Below are 16,803 nucleotides of genomic sequence, written 5' to 3'. Positions count from 1 at the left end.
CCTGGCCGGGTGGGTCGAGGGAGATGGTGCCGCGAGGCCGGGGGGTTGTTGTTCTCTTCCACCCGTGGTGGAAACACAGCCCCCCCCGATCCAGCGCGAACACGATCCAGCGCGAACACGATCCAGCGCGAACACGATCCAGCGCGAACACCGGGTCCAGACCGAGCGTGATCCAGACGAAAGCCGCGGCTCAGGCGTCGGGGCTGAGCATGCCGGGGCCGAAGACCTCGTAGCCGATGTCCGCCGCCGGTACGCCACGGGCGATCAGCCCGCGCCGGACGGCTGCCATGAACGCCACCGGACCACACAGGTGTACCTGGACCCCCGGGTCGACCGGGATCGCCGCCGGATCGACCAGACCGGTCTTCACCGTGGCCGGCAGGTCCCCGTAACCGGAGCCGGAACCTTCACCGTCACCCGAGCCGTCCTCGTACCAGAGCTGGACCTCCAGGTTCGGCAGTTCGTCGATCAGCCGCCGGAGCTGGGCGCGCAGGGGCTGCGCCGCCGCGTTGCGGTCGGCGTGTACCAGCACCACCCGGCGGGCCGGGTCGGCGGCGGCCAGGTGTTCCAGGGCGCTGATCGCCGGGGTGACGCCGATGCCCGCGCTGACCAGCAGCAGCGGGCCGGTCCCGGGTACTGCGCTCACCTCGCCGAAGGGCGGGCTGATCCGCAGGGTGTCTCCGGCGGACAATCCGGCCAGCACGGCTGACACGGCGCCAGCGGGACCCGTGGCGGTGGCCCGGACGTACTTGACGGTTATCCGCAGGTGGTCGGCTCCGGGCCGGCCGGACAGGCTGTACTGCCGGACCTGACGGTCGTCCGGCCCCAGGTCGACGGCGACCGAGACGTACTGGCCGGGGGTGAAGGTGGGCACGGGCCCGCCGTCGGCCGGCACCAGGGCGAGTGAGACGACGTCTGCGGTCTCGGCCACCCGCCCGGCGACCCGCCAGGTCCGCCAGATCGCCGCGTCGAGTCCCACCCCGGCCCCGGAGTAGAGCCGCGCCTCCCGGGCCACCAGCTCGACGGCCATCAGCCAGTAGACCTCCTCCCAGGCCGCCGCGATCTCCGGGGTCACCGCCTCGCCCAGCACCTCGCCGACGGCCGCCAGCAGGTGCCGGCCCACGATGGCGTACTGGTCGGGGGTGACGCCCAGCGAGGCGTGCTTGTGGGCGATCCGTTCGAGGATCGCCCGCCAGGGCGCGGCCGTGGCTCCGGTGAGGTGCTCCGCGTACGCAACCACCGAGGCGGCGAGGGCCTGCCGCTGCGTACCGGTGGCCTGGTTGCCGCGGTTGAACAGGTTCAGCAGCTCCGGGTGCGCGGCGAACATGCGGCGGTAGAAGGTACCGGTCACCTCCTCACCGTGGGCCTTGACCAGCGGCAGGGTGGCGGTGATGACGGATGTGGACTGCGCGGACAGCACGATGCCTCCTCGGATGTCGGGTACGTCGGCTCGTGGGCGGGTCATCCTGAGCAGACCGGATTCCGCCAGCCGGGCGCAGGGCCGAAGGTCCCGGGAAGTCGTGTCTGTCGGTCCCGCCACAGTCGTCGGGTGAGCACCTCTCGGCGTCCCGCCGGTTGCCGGCGACCGTGAGATGCCGGTCCCTCCGGTCGCTGGCGACCCTGAGGTCCTGGGGTGGGCCAGGATCGGGGAAGGCTCAGGGACCGGGCCGGATGCCGGTAGGGCGTGTCCGGCGAGAAGCTGGAGAGGTCAGAATTCCAGCTAGGGAAGCGGAAACCATGGACAGCGTGTACGACTCGTTCCACCGTCAGGGCCTGGTCCGGCCGCGCGACGGCAGGGTGCTCGGCGGGGTCTGCGCCGGCCTTGGCCGGCGGTTCGGCATCGACCCGTGGCCGGCTCGGCTGCTCTTCGTCATCCTGCTGCTGCTGATCCCCGGCAGCCAGTTCCTGATCTACCCGGCGCTGTGGATCATGATGCCCGCCGAGTCCGCGTCCAGCGGACCGGTCAACCCGGTCAACCCGGCCGGCCCGAGCACCTGGACCGCTCCGCCCGCGCCGTCGGCGTGACCAGCGGCAACCCGACCGGCGGTTCGGACGTTAACCGGGGCCCCTTCCTCTACCGAAAGCGATAAGAAGGGGCCCTTCCTTTCCTCGGGGCTGGGGTTTGCCGGGTGCCGCCGACGAGACCGGCGGGTATCGTCGTCCGGCGTGACCGGCGCCCCGTACTCGCACTGTTCCTTCTGCGGCACCGCCTATCCGGCCGGCGCGGGCTGGCCCCGAGCCTGCTCGGCCTGCGGCCAATTCGTCTGGCGTAATCCGCTGCCGGTGGCCATCGCGCTGCTTCCGGTCCGCACCGCCACCGGGCTCGGCGTCGTCGCGCAGCGCCGGGACATCGAACCGGCCCGGGGGCTGCTCTCGCTGCCCGGCGGCTTCATCGAGTACGGCGAGGACTGGCAGGACGCGCTCGTCCGGGAGTTGCGGGAGGAAACCAACCTGATCGCCGACGCCGGATCGGTGCGGCTGTACACGGTGATCAGCGCCCCGGCCGGCGGCTCGCTGTTGATCTTCGGGGAGCTGCCCGAGGTGTCGTACGACGACCTGCCGCCGTCGCGTCCGACCGCGGAGTCGACGGAGTGGCTCGTGCTCACCGAGCCGACCGAGTTGGCCTTCTCCACCCACACCGAGGTGCTCATCGACTTCCTGACCCGACACCGGGCCTGACGCGCCCGGCGCGGCCCGACCGCCCGGTGGCGCGTCGGCCGTCAGTCCCGGGCGTGGGAGCGGCGGTCCCGGACCTGGCGGTCGGGGCGGGACGGATCCAACGAGGCCCGGTCGGCGGCGGCTGTGCCGGAGGACCAGCCCTCGGTGTCCCGGACCGTCAGCCGGGCCCGGGTGGTGCCGGGAAAGAGCGTTTCGACGCGCTCGCGGACGGCGTCGGAGCGGCTGGCGAGCACCGGCAGCAGCCGGTCGGCCCCCGCGTCCCGCTCGGCCTCGTGCCGGGCCGCCTCGGTGGCCGCCCGCAGCCGCTCTCCGATCCGTACCGCGAAGGCGTTCAGGAACGACTCGTCGTACGCCCGGGTGCGCCGGCCCCGACCGGCCCGGCGCTCGGCCCGACCGCGCAGCATCGCGACGGTCGCCTGCACCAGCAGCGAGGTGTAGAGGACCTCGACCGCCGCCAGGTCGGCCGGGTAGCCGAGCACGGTGACGAAGCCCAGGTCGTCGGACCAGACGGCCGCGCACGAGTTGGCGCCGGCCACCTCGTGTACCAACAGCGCCTTCGGACCGGGATACGGCGGCTCGGTCGGTAGCCGGATCCCGTCCGGCCCGTCGGCGGATGGGCCCGTCCCCGCACCGAGCAGCGCCTCGTCGATGCTGTGTCGGGCCATCAGCTCCTGCGCCTTGGCCGTAAACGCCTCGGCCTCGTGGGGGAACTCCGTCGACTCGGCCTTGCTGAGCAGGGCGCGTACCCGGTCCAGCATCCGCGCGCCGGACCCGGACCCGGACCCCGCCGGCCGCCCGGCGCGGGCCGGCGCCGCACCCGGCGGCGGGCGCAGCATCGCGATCGGCGGCAGGGCGGTCAGTACGGCGAGCACGTCCACCGCGTCGCGCAGCGCGGTCATCCGGTCGACGCCCTCCCGGGCGGCCCAGCCGGCCAGGTCCGGCCCCGCGCCGTCCCACCACGGCGACGCGCTGAGCGACCGCAACTGCTCGTCCCACCACGGCTGGGCGACCGGATGGCTCCGCCGTTCGGCGGCGAGCGCGGTCACCAGCAGCCGGTACGGCCGGGGCGCGGTACGCCGCTCGATGATCCGGGCCACGTCGATCGGCTGCCAACCGCGCGGCCAGAGCCGGCCGAGCTGCCCCACCAGGCGGGTGACGAGGGCGGTGTCCACGGCGGCGACCCCGTCCGGGGCGCCGGTGCCGACGACCAACCGGTCCAGGGCCCGCTCCGCGGCCCGTACGTCGGAACCCCGCGCGGCGGACAGCGCGGCCTCGACCAACTCCTCCGCGACCGACACGCTGTCCCCCTTCTCCGCGTGCCCGTCCGGCGCCCGCCGGACAACCGTACCCGGCGAGCCCCGGGCATCCGGCCGGCTGGCCCCGGCACCCGGTCAGCTCACTGGCCCGCTGGGCTGATGTGGGCGGCCAGCACCCGCCAGCCGAGCTCGGCGTCCCGCACCCAGGTGCGGGTGTAGCGCAACCGCGCGTCGAACGACTCCCCCGCGTACGTCCCGCGGACCGTGCCGAGGAAGAACGTCACCCCGGTCGAACCCTCTACCAGCACCTCCAGCGACTCCTCGACGAGTTCGTCGATGATCGAGGTCCGCTCGCGGTGGGCCCGCAGGTCTTCCGCCCTGGTCGCCCGGGTGCCGTCCGGGGCGATGGCGACCAGCCGCTCGTGCAGCAGCCGATCCAGCGCGGCGACGTCGCCGGCGCGCTGGGCCGCCTGGAGCCGCCGTTCCGCCTCGGCCAGGCCGGCGTGGGGATCATTGTCGGTCATCGGGTTCTCCCTCCACCGGCACCATCTCCGCGTCGCACCGGCACACCACCATTGTCGAGGTGGACCTGGCCCGGCGGATCCTCGGTTCGTACGCTGGCGACAATGGCGACACCGCGATCGACCGACCGTGACCTGCTGCGCCGGCACCTGCCCGCCGAGCGGGCGCAGCCGGCTGAGCCATTCCGGCCAGCCGGATCGGAGCAGCCGGGCCAGCCGATCCGAGCGGCCCAGCCGGCGGAGCCGACCGGACCGGGCCGGTCAGCCCAGCCGGCGGGTGTGACGGAGTTGGCCGGGCGCGGCTGCCGGCTGCGGTTCGGCGGGGGCGCCGAGGGTGTCGAGCGGCTGGCGGCCTCGCTGCGCGACACCGCGTTCGCCCCTCACCGGCACGACACCTACGCCATCGGCGTGACGCTGCGCGGCGTGCAGACGTTCCGGTACCGCGGTCAGCGTCGGTACTGCCTGCCGGGCGAGTGGCACGTGCTGCATCCGGACGAGATCCACGACGGCGCGGCCGGCACCGAGGAGGGTTTCGGGTACCGGATCCTCTATCTCGATCCCGCCCTCGTCCAGGACGCGCTCGGCGGGGCACCGCTGCCGTTCGTACCGGACCCGGTGGTCCGGCCGCGAGGGGTGGATCCCGAGCTGTCGGGGTGGCTCGCCGATCTCGACCGCCCGTTGGACGAGGTGGAGCGGGTCGAACTGGTCCTGCTGGTCACCGACCTGCTCACCCGGCACGCGCCGGGGCCGGCGACCCGGCCGGGCGGTCTGGCGCTCCCGGCGATGACCCGGGTGCGGGACCTGATCCTCGCCGACCCCACCGTCCGGCTTCCGGTCCGGGAGTTGGAGCTGGCCGCCGGGCTCGACCGGTGGAGCGTCGCCCGGCAGTTCCGGGCCGCCTTCGGGACCAGCCCCACCCGTTTCCGTACGATGCGGCAGCTCGATCTGGCCCGGCGGCTGATCCGGGCCGGGCTCCCGCTGCGGGAGGTCGCCCCGACCGCCGGGTTCGCCGACCAAAGCCACCTCACCCGGATGTTCAAGCGGACCTACGGCCTCACCCCCGCGTCCTGGGCGACCGCCGTCGGCGCCCCGTCGGCCCCGACCCCGGTACCCGCCACCGGCACCGCGTCGGCCCCGGTATCCGCCGTCGGCGCCGCTTCGGCCCCGACCCCGGTACCCGCCGCCGCGCCGGCGTCCGTGGCCGGCATCGGATCGGCCGCCTCGATGGCCCGGACGACGGCGGCCATGTCCAGGTGACCGTGGCCCAGCCTCACCGTCTCGGTGAACAACCGGTGGCAGGCGTCCAGCAGCGGCGAGGCCACGCCGTTCTCCCGGGCCGCCGCCGCGATGAGCTGGTTGTTGTACAGCACGTCCCGGGCCGCCGCCTGCACGCTGAGGTCACCGTCGCGCAGCTTGGCGGCCTTGCCCCGGGACACGACGCTGGCCATCGGGCCGGCGTCGAGCACCGTCACCAGCGTCCGCAGGTCCACTCCGACGCGGTCGGCGAAGTGCATCGCCTCGGCCAGGCCGGTGACCATCGTGATCAGGAAGAGGTTGACCGCGAGCTTGGTCAGCAGCGCCCCGGGCACGGCACCACAGTCGACGGTCTCCGCGCAGATCGGGGCGAGCAGCGGGCGGACCCGGTCGATGTCCGCGCGTTCGCCGGCGAGCATCGCCACCAGCCGGCCGGCCTCGGCCGGGCCACGGGAACCGGAAACCGGGGCCTCCACGTACCGGCCGCCGGCCGCCCGCACGTCGGCGTCGAGCCCGCGCGAATAGGACGGCGCGGTGGTACCCATGTGCACCACCGTGCGCCCGGCGACCATGGTCGCGAACTCCGGGGTGCCCCGGGCCAGCACCTCGTCGATCGCGGCCTCGTTGGCGAGCATCAGCAGCACCACGTCCGCGCGGGCGAAGACGGTGGCCGGGTCCGGCGCGGCCACCGCGCCGGCGGCGACCAGCCGGGCGAGTCCTGGCGCGGACCGGTTCCACACCTGCAGGGGTACGCCCGCCCGCACCAGGTTGAGCGCCATCGGCTGGCCCATCACGCCGAGTCCGACAAACCCCAGTTCCATCGACCGCCTCCGCCGATCCGCGCCACCGTTCCCGGCCGACGGATCGGCGACGACCCTCGGGCTGCGCCCCACCGTTGTAGTCGCGCCGACGGCCCGATGTCTTGAACGACTGTGCGCCGCCGGCGCCCGTCCGGCGCCGACGGTGACCGCCGGTCAGCGTCCCGCGTGGTTGGTCGGCCGGTGTCCTGGGTTGTTGATCGGTCGAGCCATCGATGATCACCGACCGGCCCTCAACCGGGTGGAACGCTCAGCCGGGTGGAGGCCGGTCGGCGCTCAACCGGGCCACTACCGGTCGGCGCTCAACCGGGCCGCTACCGGTCGGCGCTCAGCCGGTGGGCCAGCGCGGTGTGCCGGCGTCCGGAGCCGACGGTCCGGACGGCCGCCGCGAGGGCGCGCCGGGACCCCACGAGCACGACCAGCTTCTTCGCCCGGGTGACGGCCGTGTAGAGCAGGTTTCGCTGGAGCATCATCCAGGCGCTGGTGGTCAGCGGGATCACCACAGCCGGATACTCCGAGCCCTGGGACCGGTGGATCGTCATGGCGTACGCGTGGGCCAGTTCGTCCAACTCGTCGAAGTCGTACTCGATCAGCTCGTCCTCGTCGGTGCGTACCGTGAGATTCTGCTCCTCGGGTGACACGGCGGTGACGACGCCGACGGTGCCGTTGAAGACGCCGGCCGCGCCCTTGTCGTAGTTGTTGCGGATCTGGGTCACCTTGTCGCCGGGTCGGAAGACCCGGCCACCCATCCGGCGTTCCGGCTGGCCCTCACGGTGCGGGGTGAGGCGTTCCTGGAGCAGGGTGTTCAGCGCGCCCGCGCCGGCCGGACCCCGGTGCATCGGGGTGAGCACCTGCACGTCCCGGCGCGGGTCGAGGCCGAACCGGCCCGGAACCCGGGCGCAGGCCACGTCCACGGTGAGCGCGGCGGCGGCCTCGGTGTCGTCGCACGGAAAGAGGAAGAAGTCGGTCAGCCCCTGGGTGACCGGCGGGCGGCCCGCGTTGATCCGGTGGGCGTTGGTGACCACGCCGGACTCGGCGGCCTGGCGGAAGATCCGGGTCAGGCGCACCCTCGGCACGGCCTCGGCGGCGAGCAGGTCCCGCAGCACCTCGCCGGCGCCCACCGACGGAAGCTGGTCCACATCGCCCACCAGCAGCAGGTGCGCGCCGGGCGGTACCGCCTTGACCAGCTTGTTGGCGAGGATCAGGTCGAGCATGGACGCCTCGTCGACCACCAGCAGGTCGACGTCGAGCGGGTTTTCCCGGTCGTAGCTTGCGTCGCCGCCGGGACGCAGCTTCAACAGCCGATGGACCGTGGCGGCGGGATGGCCGGTGAGTTCCGACAACCGTTTGGCGGCCCGGCCGGTGGGCGCGGCCAGGATCACCTTGGCCCGCTTCGCCAGGGCCAGATCCACCACCGATCGGACGGTGAAGCTCTTGCCGCAGCCCGGCCCGCCGGTGAGCACCGCGACCCGCGAGGTGAGCGCCAGCCGGACCGCCTGCTCCTGTTCCGGCGCAAGGTCGGCGCCGGTGCGGGCGCGCAGCCAGCGCAACGCGCGGTCCCAGGCGACGTCGGTGAACTGCGGCAGCCGGTCCACCCGATCCGCCAGCAACCGGGTCAGCGCTCCGGCGAGGGACCGCTCGGCCCGGTGGAACGGCACCAGGTAGATCGCCGGGACCGGCGGCCCGTCGTCCGCGCCGGGCAGCTCCTCCCGGACCACGCCCTCCTCGGCCACCAGCTCGTCCAGACAGCGCTCGACGAGATCCGCCGGCACGCTGAGGATCTTGGTGGCGTCGGCGACCAGCTGCGGCGCCGGCAGATAGCAGTGTCCGCCCGAGTCCGTCGCCTCGGACAGCGTGTAGCGCAGGCCGGCCTTGACCCGTTCCGGGCTGTCGTGCGGGATCCCCACCGCCTGCGCGATCGCGTCGGCGGTCTTGAAGCCGATCCCCCAGACGTCGGCGGCCAACCGGTACGGCTCGGTCTTCACCACCTCGATCGAGTTGTCGCCGTACTCCTTGAAGATCCGCACCGCCACCGAGGTGGACACACCGACGCCCTGGAGGAAGACCATGACCTCCTTGATGGTCTTCTGCTCGGCCCACGCCGCGGTGATCTTCGCGGTCCGCTTCGGGCCGAGGCCCGGTACCTCGACCAGCCGGCCGGACTCCTCCTCGATGATCCGCAGAGTGTCCAGACCGAAGTGGTCCACGATGCGTTCCGCGAACACCGGACCGATGCCCTTGACCAGGCCGGAGCCGAGATAGCGCCGGATGCCCTGGATGGTGGCCGGCAGCACCGTCGTGTACGACTCGACCTCGAACTGGCGGCCGAACTTCGGATGCGACGACCACCGCCCGACCAGCCGCAGGCTCTCCCCCGGCTGCGCGCCGAGCAGCGCGCCGACCGCCGTCAGCAGGTCCGACCCGCGCGGCGTGGCGACCCGGGCCACCGTGTAGCCGGTCTCCTCGTTGACGTACGTCAGTCGCTCCAGCACCGCCTCCAGCACGGCGGCAGGCGGACGGGCGGGCGCGGTCACGCCACCATGATGCCCGGCACCCCCGACACCCCACCCCACCCCCTCCGCGCACCCACCCTCTCCGCGCACCCACCCTCTCCGGGTTGATCATGAAGTTAGCCGCCGGTTCGATCTCTAAATCGACCGCTAACTTCATGATCAACCCGGAGAGCCGTCCTGTCGCCAGCCTGAGCGGCCTCCGCCGCGCGGTCCGCCGCGCGGCCAACCTGATGGACGTCCGGCGTAGCTGATCACCGGCCCCCGCTCAACTGACCCCCGGGCGGCCAGGCGCGTGTGCTCCCACGGTTCACCCGCCCGGCCCGCCTGCGCGGCTACGGAACAGAGCCAGGCGAAGCCGCACGCGCTCCGAGGTAACGGCGAAGCGCCTCCTGTCCGTCCGAGATGAACCGGCGCTGTCCCACGGCCTCGTCCAGCTCAGCGCTCGTCAGCCAGCCCACCCAGCTCACCGCCTGGGGATCGGGTGAGACCTCGCCCCTGATCACCGCTTCGTGGACCCCGAGCCAGTACGAACCGATTTCACCGCGACACAGGAACTTGACCACCTCACACACCGGGACGTCGACACCCAACTCCTCCGAGAGTTCCCGCGCGGCCGCCGCCTGGTAGGACTCCCCAACATCGACCGCTCCGCCGAAGGACACCTCGTGATAACCGGGATACCTGGACAATCCCTCAGCGCGCCGGCACACCAGGAACCTTCCCACCTCATCACGGCAGACAGTGGTAGCAATGCGATGCAGCCAGCCACGACGGATCGCTTCATCCCGACCCACAACGCCCAGCACACGGTCCTGATCGTCGACACGTTCCACGAGTTCGGTCACGACAGACACGATCTCAGGTTTCCGGAGCGAGCCTAAGCCCTCGGTCAACGTGACGACGAACGTCGATCTCAACGCTCTATGATCGCGCATCCACCCAGGGGGTGGACCCCTTCGTGAGCCGCCGCTTCCCCGGTCGGTATAGCAGGAGACATCGCGTACGGGACTAGGACTTTTGATACACCCGTTCGACCTAGAGAGGAACCACGAATGCCCCGCCGCCGCCGCATCTTGCCGCCGGACTCGACCGACCCCGGCCCGTACACAGGTGGCTTACCCGCGATCATCTGTTCCCGGTGCTGCACGCGCCGCGTGTGGACCGACTACCGGCAGAGTGACACATCCGGCCGCCGGCCCGTCTGCGCGTGGTGTGACCGGAACGCCGAAGCCGCCGGTAGCGACGTACGCGGCCGCCCTGGCCCGCTTGGGCCGGTCAAGTGACCGCCTCGACGCCAACAGCCCGCGACTGCCCCGGCTGCTCGCGCTCGCTGCCGCTGACCGCCTTCGGCCGTGATCGCCGCCGCGCCGATGGCTGGCACCTGACTTGCGCCGGCTGTCGGAAGCTGGCCGCCCGGCTCGCCCGCCGCACCGCCGGCCCGCGTCCCGGCCGTGGCGGACCCCGGCCGAGCTAGCCCGCCGACCCGTCGACCAGGTAGACGCATAGGCCGACAGACTGACTATCCGTGACCTGCACGAACGCCGGAACGTAGCCAGCGGAATTACTCCCCGTCACCGACGATGTCTGGCCGATGCTCCCGTATCCACCGCTCGACATCCTCGGCCAGCCACACGCGATCCTCGGCCAGCCACACGCGGCCCTGCGCCAGCTCGGCGACCGGCTCGGGGAACGTGCGCGGCTGCGTCAGCTCATACACGCGCTGCTTGCTGACACCGCCGAGCATCGCCCGGATCTCGTGAGCGCCCACAAGCCGCGCTGATCATATCCAACGCGCGCTGGTTGGCGAACCAGAGCAGCGTCCGGCGGTCGTCGCAGAGCGCGTACGAGATCTCCCGGTGGGACGCCTCGGCCCACACCGGCACCCGACGTACCCAGTCCGGGGTGTACTTCGGCAGGTTCTTCTGCATGAACGGGTCCTGCCCGCGCAGTACCCGGCCCACCGAGAGTGGCCGGTCGCGCAGTTGCGGCAGGATGAAGTCGCGGACGGCGTCCAGGTAGTCCACCAGATCCCGCTTGCTGGCTTCGGCCCCAGGGAACAGTGGCTGGTCGAGGTTGGTCAGTGCCACCCCGTCGCGCGTGTCGTCGGCCCCGCTCATGGTCACCAACCCTGACCGGATTGTCGCCCGAGGTCAACCCGGGCGCCCGAGCCCCGCGAACGGAAGTCCCGCACCGCCCGGACCCGAGCCGCACACCGCGCGAACCGAAGCCGCGCACTGCCCGGACCCGAGCCGCGCACCGCGCGGACCGAAGTCCCGCACCGTGCCAACCCAGGCCCTCGCGTCGTGCGGACCGAACCCCAACCGGCGCCGTCGCCGGTAGCCGATCGGGCGGGTGCGCTGGCCGGGTAGGCTCCCGCGTCATGCCCAGCTGGTTCCAGTTCGTCACCCTGGAGGCCCGCACGGTGCTGGTGGCGGCGGGGGTGACCGCCCGGCACCAAGGACGCTCGGAGGTCGCCGCCGAGGACATCGCGCTGGCACTGCTCGGGCAGCGGGACGGCACCGCCGCGGACGTCTGGCGGCGGCTCCGCGTCGACCACAACCGTCTGCTGGTACGGCTCCGGCCGACCGGCCCGCAGCGCTCCGGCGCACCGGCTGTGCGCCTCGATCCGACCGGGCGGAGGCTGCTGGAGCGGGCACACCGGACGGCCCTGCTCGACGGCGCGGACCGGCTCGGCACCCGGTACCTGCTGCTGGCGCTGCTGGACACCGGCCCGGTCACCGTGGTGGTGGCGTTCGCCGAGGTGGGAATCACCCCGGCGACGGCGCGGGCGGTGCTGGCCCGGGTGCCCGAGATCGAGCTGCTGCCCAAGCGGCTGACCGCGTCGGCCCGGTGGTGGTGGCGGTGGACCCGGTGGCGGTTGAGGTGGGCGCTCGGTCGGGCCCGCTGGCGTCCGGTGGTCCAACGCCGGCCGGTGCTGGCGGTCACCACCGTGGTGTCCGCCGTGACGCTGCTCGGCGGTGTACTCGCCAGCCTCGTGACCTGGTTCTGACCGGGGCGTTCCGCCCCGACCCCGGTCCCGGTGGCCGGTGGGCGCGCGGGCTGCCAGACTTGGCCGGGCCGTCGACCTCCGTTCCAGGGATGTGGTCTCATGCCGGAACAGCCTTGTCCGCTCCGACCGCCCGCCGAGTCCTTCACCCGGTTCGGGGCCCAGGTCACGATCGTCGACCCGGCGGGTCTGCTCGCGGCGGTCCGGACCGGTCCCGTCGAGCTGTTCGACGGCACCGACTTCCCCGCTCCGGTGCGGCGGGTCCGGCTGGCGGTCCGGCGGGACACCGAGGACGGTCAGCCGTGGCACCGGTTCGAGGCGGAGATCCGTACCGCCGGTTCCGGCTTCAGACCGCTGGACAACCCGGCGGCGTGGCTGCTGGTCGGCGCGGGACCGGTGGGTTTGCTGCTGGCCCGCCGGCTGGCCGGCGCGGATCCGTCGGCCGCGCGGGTGCTGGCCGGCGCGGGCCGGGTGGTGGTCGAGGCGTCCCGCCGGCTCGGGCTGGCCGCCCCGCCGTCGACGACGCCCGGCGGCGCCGAGTCGGACGACCGCGCCGAGTCGGACGACCGCGCCGAGCCGGACGACCACGCCGAGGAGGGCAACCGTGCGGAGGGGGACGACCGCACCGGCCCGACCAACCGGGTCGAATCGACCAGCCAGACCGACGCGGCCGGCGCCGCGGTGCTGCGCGAGGCCGCGGGCCTGGGCCTGGAACCCGTCGTGCGGTACGCCGAGCGGGGTGGCTCGGTGGTCGTCGTCCGGACCGCCGTACCGGTCGACACGATCACGCCGGCCCACCTGCGCAGCGCGTTCGAGCTGGTCCTTCAGGTGGTTCGGGAACTCGTCGGCGACGGTCCGGAACCTCGGGCGCTGCGCGGCCGGCGGTACGTGCTGGGTGACCTCCCGGTCTCCCGGCCGCGTCCCGCACCGGTCGCGGTCCCCCAGTCCGCCGATGTGACCCTCGATCAGGTCGGCGGCCTCGACGACGTGGTCGCGCAGTTCCGCGAGATCGCCGTATCGTTCGCGCATCCCGAGGTGATGGCCCGGTGGGGCGCCCGCCGGCCGCAGGGCATCCTCTTGTACGGCCCGCCGGGCACCGGCAAGACCATGCTGGCCCGGGCGCTGGCCAACGAGATCGGCGCGGTGTTCCGGGAGATCCGTACCCCGGAGATTCTGGACAAGTGGCTCGGCGGTTCCGAACGCAACATCAAGCAGATCTTCCGGGACGCCCGCCGCTGGCGGGAGCCGACGGTCATGCTCTTCGACGAGTTCGACAGCATCATCAGCTACGCCGGAGCCGGCGGTGACGCCGCCAGCCAGGCGGTCAACGCCGTGGCCGGCATCTTCAAGCAGGAGATGAACACGCTGATCGAGGCGAACCCGAACGTCATCGTGGTGGCCACGACGAACTTCCCGCAGCGGGTGGACGCCTCGCTGATCCGGTCGGGCCGGTTCGACGTGAAGCTCGCCATCCCGTTGCCCGACGAGGCGGGGCGGGCCGCGATCCTGACCAGGATGATCCGGGACCTCATCGAACGGCACGAGGTGCCGCCGTTCCGGATGTTCGCCGACGATGTCGACCCGGCCGGCCTGGCGGCCCGGACCGCCGGGATGACCGGGGCCGACCTGCGCGAGGTGCTCCGCCGGGTGCAACTGGCCAAGGCGATGAGCGAGGCCGTGGGGGGCGCGCCGGTCGGCCCGATCGGTCAGCACGACCTGGTGGAGACCATCGCCGCCCTCCACCGCACCTGACCCGGCCCGTCGCCGTTCCGCTGCGAGGTTCGGCAGCGGAACGGCGGAGCCGGCGGAGGCCGGCGGACCCGCCTCAGCGGGATCGGGACCTCGCGGAGGTGGGCGCCGGTCAGGCGACCGGCGGCGGCAGGTAGGTCACCGGGCTACCGCAGTACGAGGGCGGGAGCGTGCGGATCGGGTTCCGGCAGACCTGCACCACCACGCGGGTGAGGCCGGCCGAGTACGCCTTGGCGCCGAGGGTGAACGAGAACGCGAGGACGCCGTTGTCGACGGTACGGACCTGCCGGTCGACCTCGACCGTGCCGGCGTAGGCGACGAACAGCGCGCTGCTGTTGTAACCGTCGTCCCGGCAGGCGGTGGCCGGGTCGCTGGGCAGCGGCCGGTCGGCGAGTCGGCCGGTCACGTCGACCCGGTACAGCGGCAGCGGCGAGGTCGTGCCGTACTGCCAGCCGAGGCTGCCGCTGGTGAGGCCGTACCGGCACTGGTCGCCGGAGTCGGCGGAGAACGGCTGGCTGATGGCGGCGTGCGCGGTGCCCGGCGCGGACAGCACCGCCACCGCGGCCAGCAGCGCGGTCAGAACCGCGCGGAGACGACCGGATCTCATCGTCGGCTTCCCTTCGTAGGCGGGGTTCGCGACCGGACCACCGCAACGGATCGACACCGACGATTATCGTCGTCTATCTATCTCTTGCCCACCTCCGACTCGACGGCGCTGGCGGTCAGCGGCCCTTCGGCAGGTCGAACTGGTCGGCCCGCCGGCAGTCCTTGGGACCGCCGACCGAACCCGGTCCGAGCCGGTCGAGGGTGGCCCGGGCGCGGGACCGGCCCAGGTTCCAGGCGTACCACGGGTCGGGGTCGGCCAGGTCGTCGTGGATCCAGCTCAGGGTGCAGCGCCGGACCGGGTCGGGCAGCCCGGCGAGCGCCGGGGTGGCGTCGGCGGACAGTGCCCGCAGATACCATGCGTCGATCTTGCCGGTCTGCTCGTAGCGGGCGATGTTCCGACGGGCCGCGTAGTCCTCGGGGTTGAGCACGGCGAGGCCGAGCAGCATCAGCACGGTGAGCGCGACGGTCAGCCGGGGAATCCAGCCGCCCCGCCAGCGCAGGCCCGCCGCCATGATCATGAGGAAGATGGCCCCGAGCAGCAGCTCGAACGCCATCACGAAGATGCGCTCGCCGGTGAAGCTGTAGACCTTCTGGTACGTGTACATCCGGGACAGCGCCGACACCACGATCACCACGCTCAGCGTGCTGAGCAGGCCGAGCAGGAGCCGCAGGACGAGCCGTTCGACCGGGCGGTCCCGACGCGCCCACCGGGTGACGCCACCCAGCACCGCCAGCGTCAGCAGGGTGACCGTCACCAGCTGCCAGAAGCCGCTGCGGGCGTACTCGGCGTAGCTCAGGCCGGCGGTCCGCAGCACGTGCCGCTCACCGCCGAACAGCACGGTGAACTGCACCGCGACGAAGCCGGCGAACAGCAGGGTGAGCGCCGCGATGGGCAGCGCCCATTCCAGGATCCGGAGCCGGTGTACGCCGGGCTTGTCCACGGTCGACAGATCGGGCGGGGCGGACAGCGTGTAGACCGCGGCGGTGGAGATCAACGCGCCCACGATCAGCAGGAAGATGCCGCTGGTCAGGGAACCGGTGTCGACGTCCGGTACCAGCTCGCCGAGCAGCACCGAGAAGGCCGCGTCGGCCGACGCCAGCAGGCTGCCGAAGACGAGCAGCACGAGCGCGGTGACGGCCAGCGACCAGCCGATCCGGCGTACCGCGCTGGTCCGCCTGGTGGTCCGAACGTGCCGGCTCACCCAGGGCAGGCCGCGGAACGCCGCGAACGGTGCCGCCACCACGCTGAACAGGATCGACCGGACCAGCCTGCCGCCCACGATGGCCAGGGCGGCACAGCCGAGCGCACCGAGTACGCAGAAGGTCACCAGCCACCAGGCGTTCCGGAAGGCCAGCACCGCCAGCAGCGCCAGCGCGGCCACCGTCCAGCCGGTCCGGATCCACCGCTCGGCGCGGGGCAGACCGGTGGTCGCCCGCCGTACCGCCACGACAACCCCGGCGACCAGGGTCAGCGCGCCGAGGAACCAGCCGATGCCGACCCGGCCGAGCGGGAGGAAGACCGCCAGGCCCAGGGCGCCGGCGAGAACCGCCACCGGTACGGCCCAGCCCCGGCCGGGCGTCGGCCCGGGCCAGCGGGTGTCCAGGAAGGACGGCCGGGTGACGGGGGTCGGGAACGGTCGCTGCGGCCCGCCCGGGGGCAGCACCGGCGCTCCGCCCCAGTTCGGCGTACCCGGTGGTGGTCCGCCCGGTGGCGGCGGTGGCGTCGGCCCGGGCCGCTGCCCGACCGGGACGGGCGTGTTCCGCTGCCCGACCGGCGCGGGTGTGTTCCGCTGCCCCGCTGCGGTGGGCTCGGTAGCCGGCCCGTCCGACGGCGGCACGGTGGCCGACGCGGCGGGCCCCGGTTCGGACGGTCCCGACTCCGGTGCCGACGCGGCGGAGCCCGGCGAAGCGGGCACGGACGACCCTGCCGACGAGGCGGAGCCCGGCGAAGCGGGCGCGGACGACCCCGACGCGGCCGGATCGGCCGGCGGGCTGGACGTGGGCGAGGCTTCCGCCGGCGGCGGGGCCGACGCTACGGGCGAGGTCGAACCGGCCGGGACAGCCGCCTCGGTCGGGACACCCAACGCGGTCGGGACAGTCGCCTCGGCCGGGGCAATCGAGGAGGCCGGAACAACCGGAGCGGTCGGGTCGGCAGCCGGTTGGCGGGGCGCCGGAACCGCCGCGCCGGCCGGCACCAGCGGCAGGAACACGGCATATCCCCGGGTGCCCGCCGGGATCTGGATCGGGATGGCCCATCCCGGCGCGCCGTCCGGCCCCGGCCACGGTACGCCCGGCGGCGTCCCCTCGGTGGCGGGCAGGACCAGCAGGTACGGCACCTCGCCGCCCTCGGCCCCGGACGTCGACGCCGGGCGCGACGGATCCGATTCCGGCTCAACCACA

14 protein-coding genes and 2 pseudogenes are annotated in these 16,803 nt (G+C 73.2%); 6 read left to right on the top strand and 10 right to left on the bottom strand.

All coding sequences use genetic code 11. The features are described 5' to 3' along the window. Nucleotides 1-190: 190 nt before the first annotated feature. Nucleotides 191-1,465, bottom strand: coding sequence for a globin domain-containing protein (locus tag ACXN5W_RS08950; RefSeq protein ID WP_473157707.1), 1,275 nt, complete (start codon nt 1,463-1,465; stop codon nt 191-193). 272 nt (nt 1,466-1,737) lie between these two features. On the opposite strand from ACXN5W_RS08950, the gene ACXN5W_RS08945 reads away from it, so the two are divergent. Together ACXN5W_RS08945 and ACXN5W_RS08940 are read left to right on the top strand one after the other, a co-directional pair. Continuing rightward, nucleotides 1,738-2,025, top strand: coding sequence for a PspC domain-containing protein (locus ACXN5W_RS08945; RefSeq protein ID WP_473157706.1), 288 nt, complete (start codon nt 1,738-1,740; stop codon nt 2,023-2,025). Nucleotides 2,026-2,166: 141 nt separating this feature from the next. Next, a complete protein-coding gene (locus ACXN5W_RS08940; protein WP_473157705.1) occupies nt 2,167-2,679 on the top strand; it encodes an NUDIX domain-containing protein in 513 nt (170 codons plus the stop codon). Nucleotides 2,680-2,720: 41 nt separating this feature from the next. On the opposite strand, the gene ACXN5W_RS08935 is transcribed toward ACXN5W_RS08940, so the two are convergent. Both ACXN5W_RS08935 and ACXN5W_RS08930 read right to left on the bottom strand, forming a co-directional pair. Then, the gene (locus ACXN5W_RS08935) at nt 2,721-3,977 is read right to left on the bottom strand and encodes a DUF2786 domain-containing protein (protein WP_473157704.1); all 1,257 of its coding nucleotides are present in this window, start codon (nt 3,975-3,977) and stop codon (nt 2,721-2,723) included. 98 nt (nt 3,978-4,075) lie between these two features. After that, a complete protein-coding gene (locus ACXN5W_RS08930; RefSeq protein ID WP_473157703.1) occupies nt 4,076-4,459 on the bottom strand; it encodes a nuclear transport factor 2 family protein in 384 nt (127 codons plus the stop codon). Nucleotides 4,460-4,561: 102 nt separating this feature from the next. Between ACXN5W_RS08930 and ACXN5W_RS08925 the strand changes: the two are divergent. Continuing rightward, nucleotides 4,562-5,482, top strand: a pseudogene (locus ACXN5W_RS08925) (AraC family transcriptional regulator); the annotation flags it as partial. Nucleotides 5,483-5,502: 20 nt separating this feature from the next. Here the strand turns inward: ACXN5W_RS08925 and ACXN5W_RS08920 are convergent. Continuing rightward, nucleotides 5,503-6,531, bottom strand: a complete 1,029-nt coding sequence (locus ACXN5W_RS08920) for an NAD(P)-dependent oxidoreductase (RefSeq protein WP_473157702.1) — start codon at nt 6,529-6,531, stop codon at nt 5,503-5,505. Between the two features lie 311 nt (nt 6,532-6,842). Next, nucleotides 6,843-9,062: an SF1B family DNA helicase RecD2 gene (recD2, locus tag ACXN5W_RS08915; RefSeq protein ID WP_473157701.1), complete on the bottom strand. Its 2,220-nt coding sequence runs from the start codon at nt 9,060-9,062 to the stop codon at nt 6,843-6,845. An 83-nt stretch (nt 9,063-9,145) separates the two neighbouring features. On the opposite strand from recD2, the gene ACXN5W_RS08910 reads away from it, so the two are divergent. After that, nucleotides 9,146-9,292, top strand: coding sequence for a hypothetical protein (locus ACXN5W_RS08910; protein ID WP_473157700.1), 147 nt, complete (start codon nt 9,146-9,148; stop codon nt 9,290-9,292). Nucleotides 9,293-9,373: 81 nt separating this feature from the next. Here ACXN5W_RS08910 and ACXN5W_RS08905 read toward each other — a convergent pair whose 3' ends face one another. The 3 genes and pseudogenes from ACXN5W_RS08905 to ligD all read right to left on the bottom strand — a co-directional run. Next, the gene (locus ACXN5W_RS08905; RefSeq protein WP_473157699.1) at nt 9,374-9,886 is read right to left on the bottom strand and encodes an NUDIX hydrolase; all 513 of its coding nucleotides are present in this window, start codon (nt 9,884-9,886) and stop codon (nt 9,374-9,376) included. Nucleotides 9,887-10,602: 716 nt separating this feature from the next. Continuing rightward, nucleotides 10,603-10,758 (bottom strand): hypothetical protein, encoded by a 156-nt coding sequence (locus ACXN5W_RS08900; RefSeq protein ID WP_473157698.1) that lies wholly within the window; start codon nt 10,756-10,758, stop codon nt 10,603-10,605. Nucleotides 10,759-10,825: 67 nt separating this feature from the next. Then, a pseudogene (gene ligD, locus ACXN5W_RS08895) lies at nt 10,826-11,158 on the bottom strand (non-homologous end-joining DNA ligase LigD); the annotation flags it as partial. Nucleotides 11,159-11,421: 263 nt separating this feature from the next. On the opposite strand from ligD, the gene ACXN5W_RS08890 reads away from it, so the two are divergent. Beyond that, the gene (locus ACXN5W_RS08890) at nt 11,422-12,051 is read left to right on the top strand and encodes a Clp protease N-terminal domain-containing protein (RefSeq protein WP_473157697.1); all 630 of its coding nucleotides are present in this window, start codon (nt 11,422-11,424) and stop codon (nt 12,049-12,051) included. A 99-nt stretch (nt 12,052-12,150) separates the two neighbouring features. Further along, nucleotides 12,151-13,800 carry an ATP-binding protein gene (locus ACXN5W_RS08885; RefSeq protein ID WP_473157696.1) on the top strand — a complete coding sequence of 550 codons (1,650 nt, stop codon included), beginning with the start codon at nt 12,151-12,153 and terminating at the stop codon, nt 13,798-13,800. A 109-nt stretch (nt 13,801-13,909) separates the two neighbouring features. On the opposite strand, the gene ACXN5W_RS08880 is transcribed toward ACXN5W_RS08885, so the two are convergent. Both ACXN5W_RS08880 and ACXN5W_RS08875 read right to left on the bottom strand, forming a co-directional pair. Further along, complete coding sequence (locus tag ACXN5W_RS08880) at nt 13,910-14,404, bottom strand: hypothetical protein (RefSeq protein WP_473157695.1); 495 nt, start codon at nt 14,402-14,404, stop codon at nt 13,910-13,912. A gap of 115 nt (nt 14,405-14,519) precedes the next feature. Continuing rightward, a complete protein-coding gene (locus ACXN5W_RS08875; protein ID WP_473157694.1) occupies nt 14,520-16,802 on the bottom strand; it encodes a DUF4153 domain-containing protein in 2,283 nt (760 codons plus the stop codon). Nucleotide 16,803: the final 1 nt, after the last annotated feature.

Source organism: Plantactinospora sp. A48 (assembly GCF_055793945.1).
Note: the sequence above shows the minus strand (reverse complement) of the source record. Positions and strands in the feature narration are given on the sequence as shown.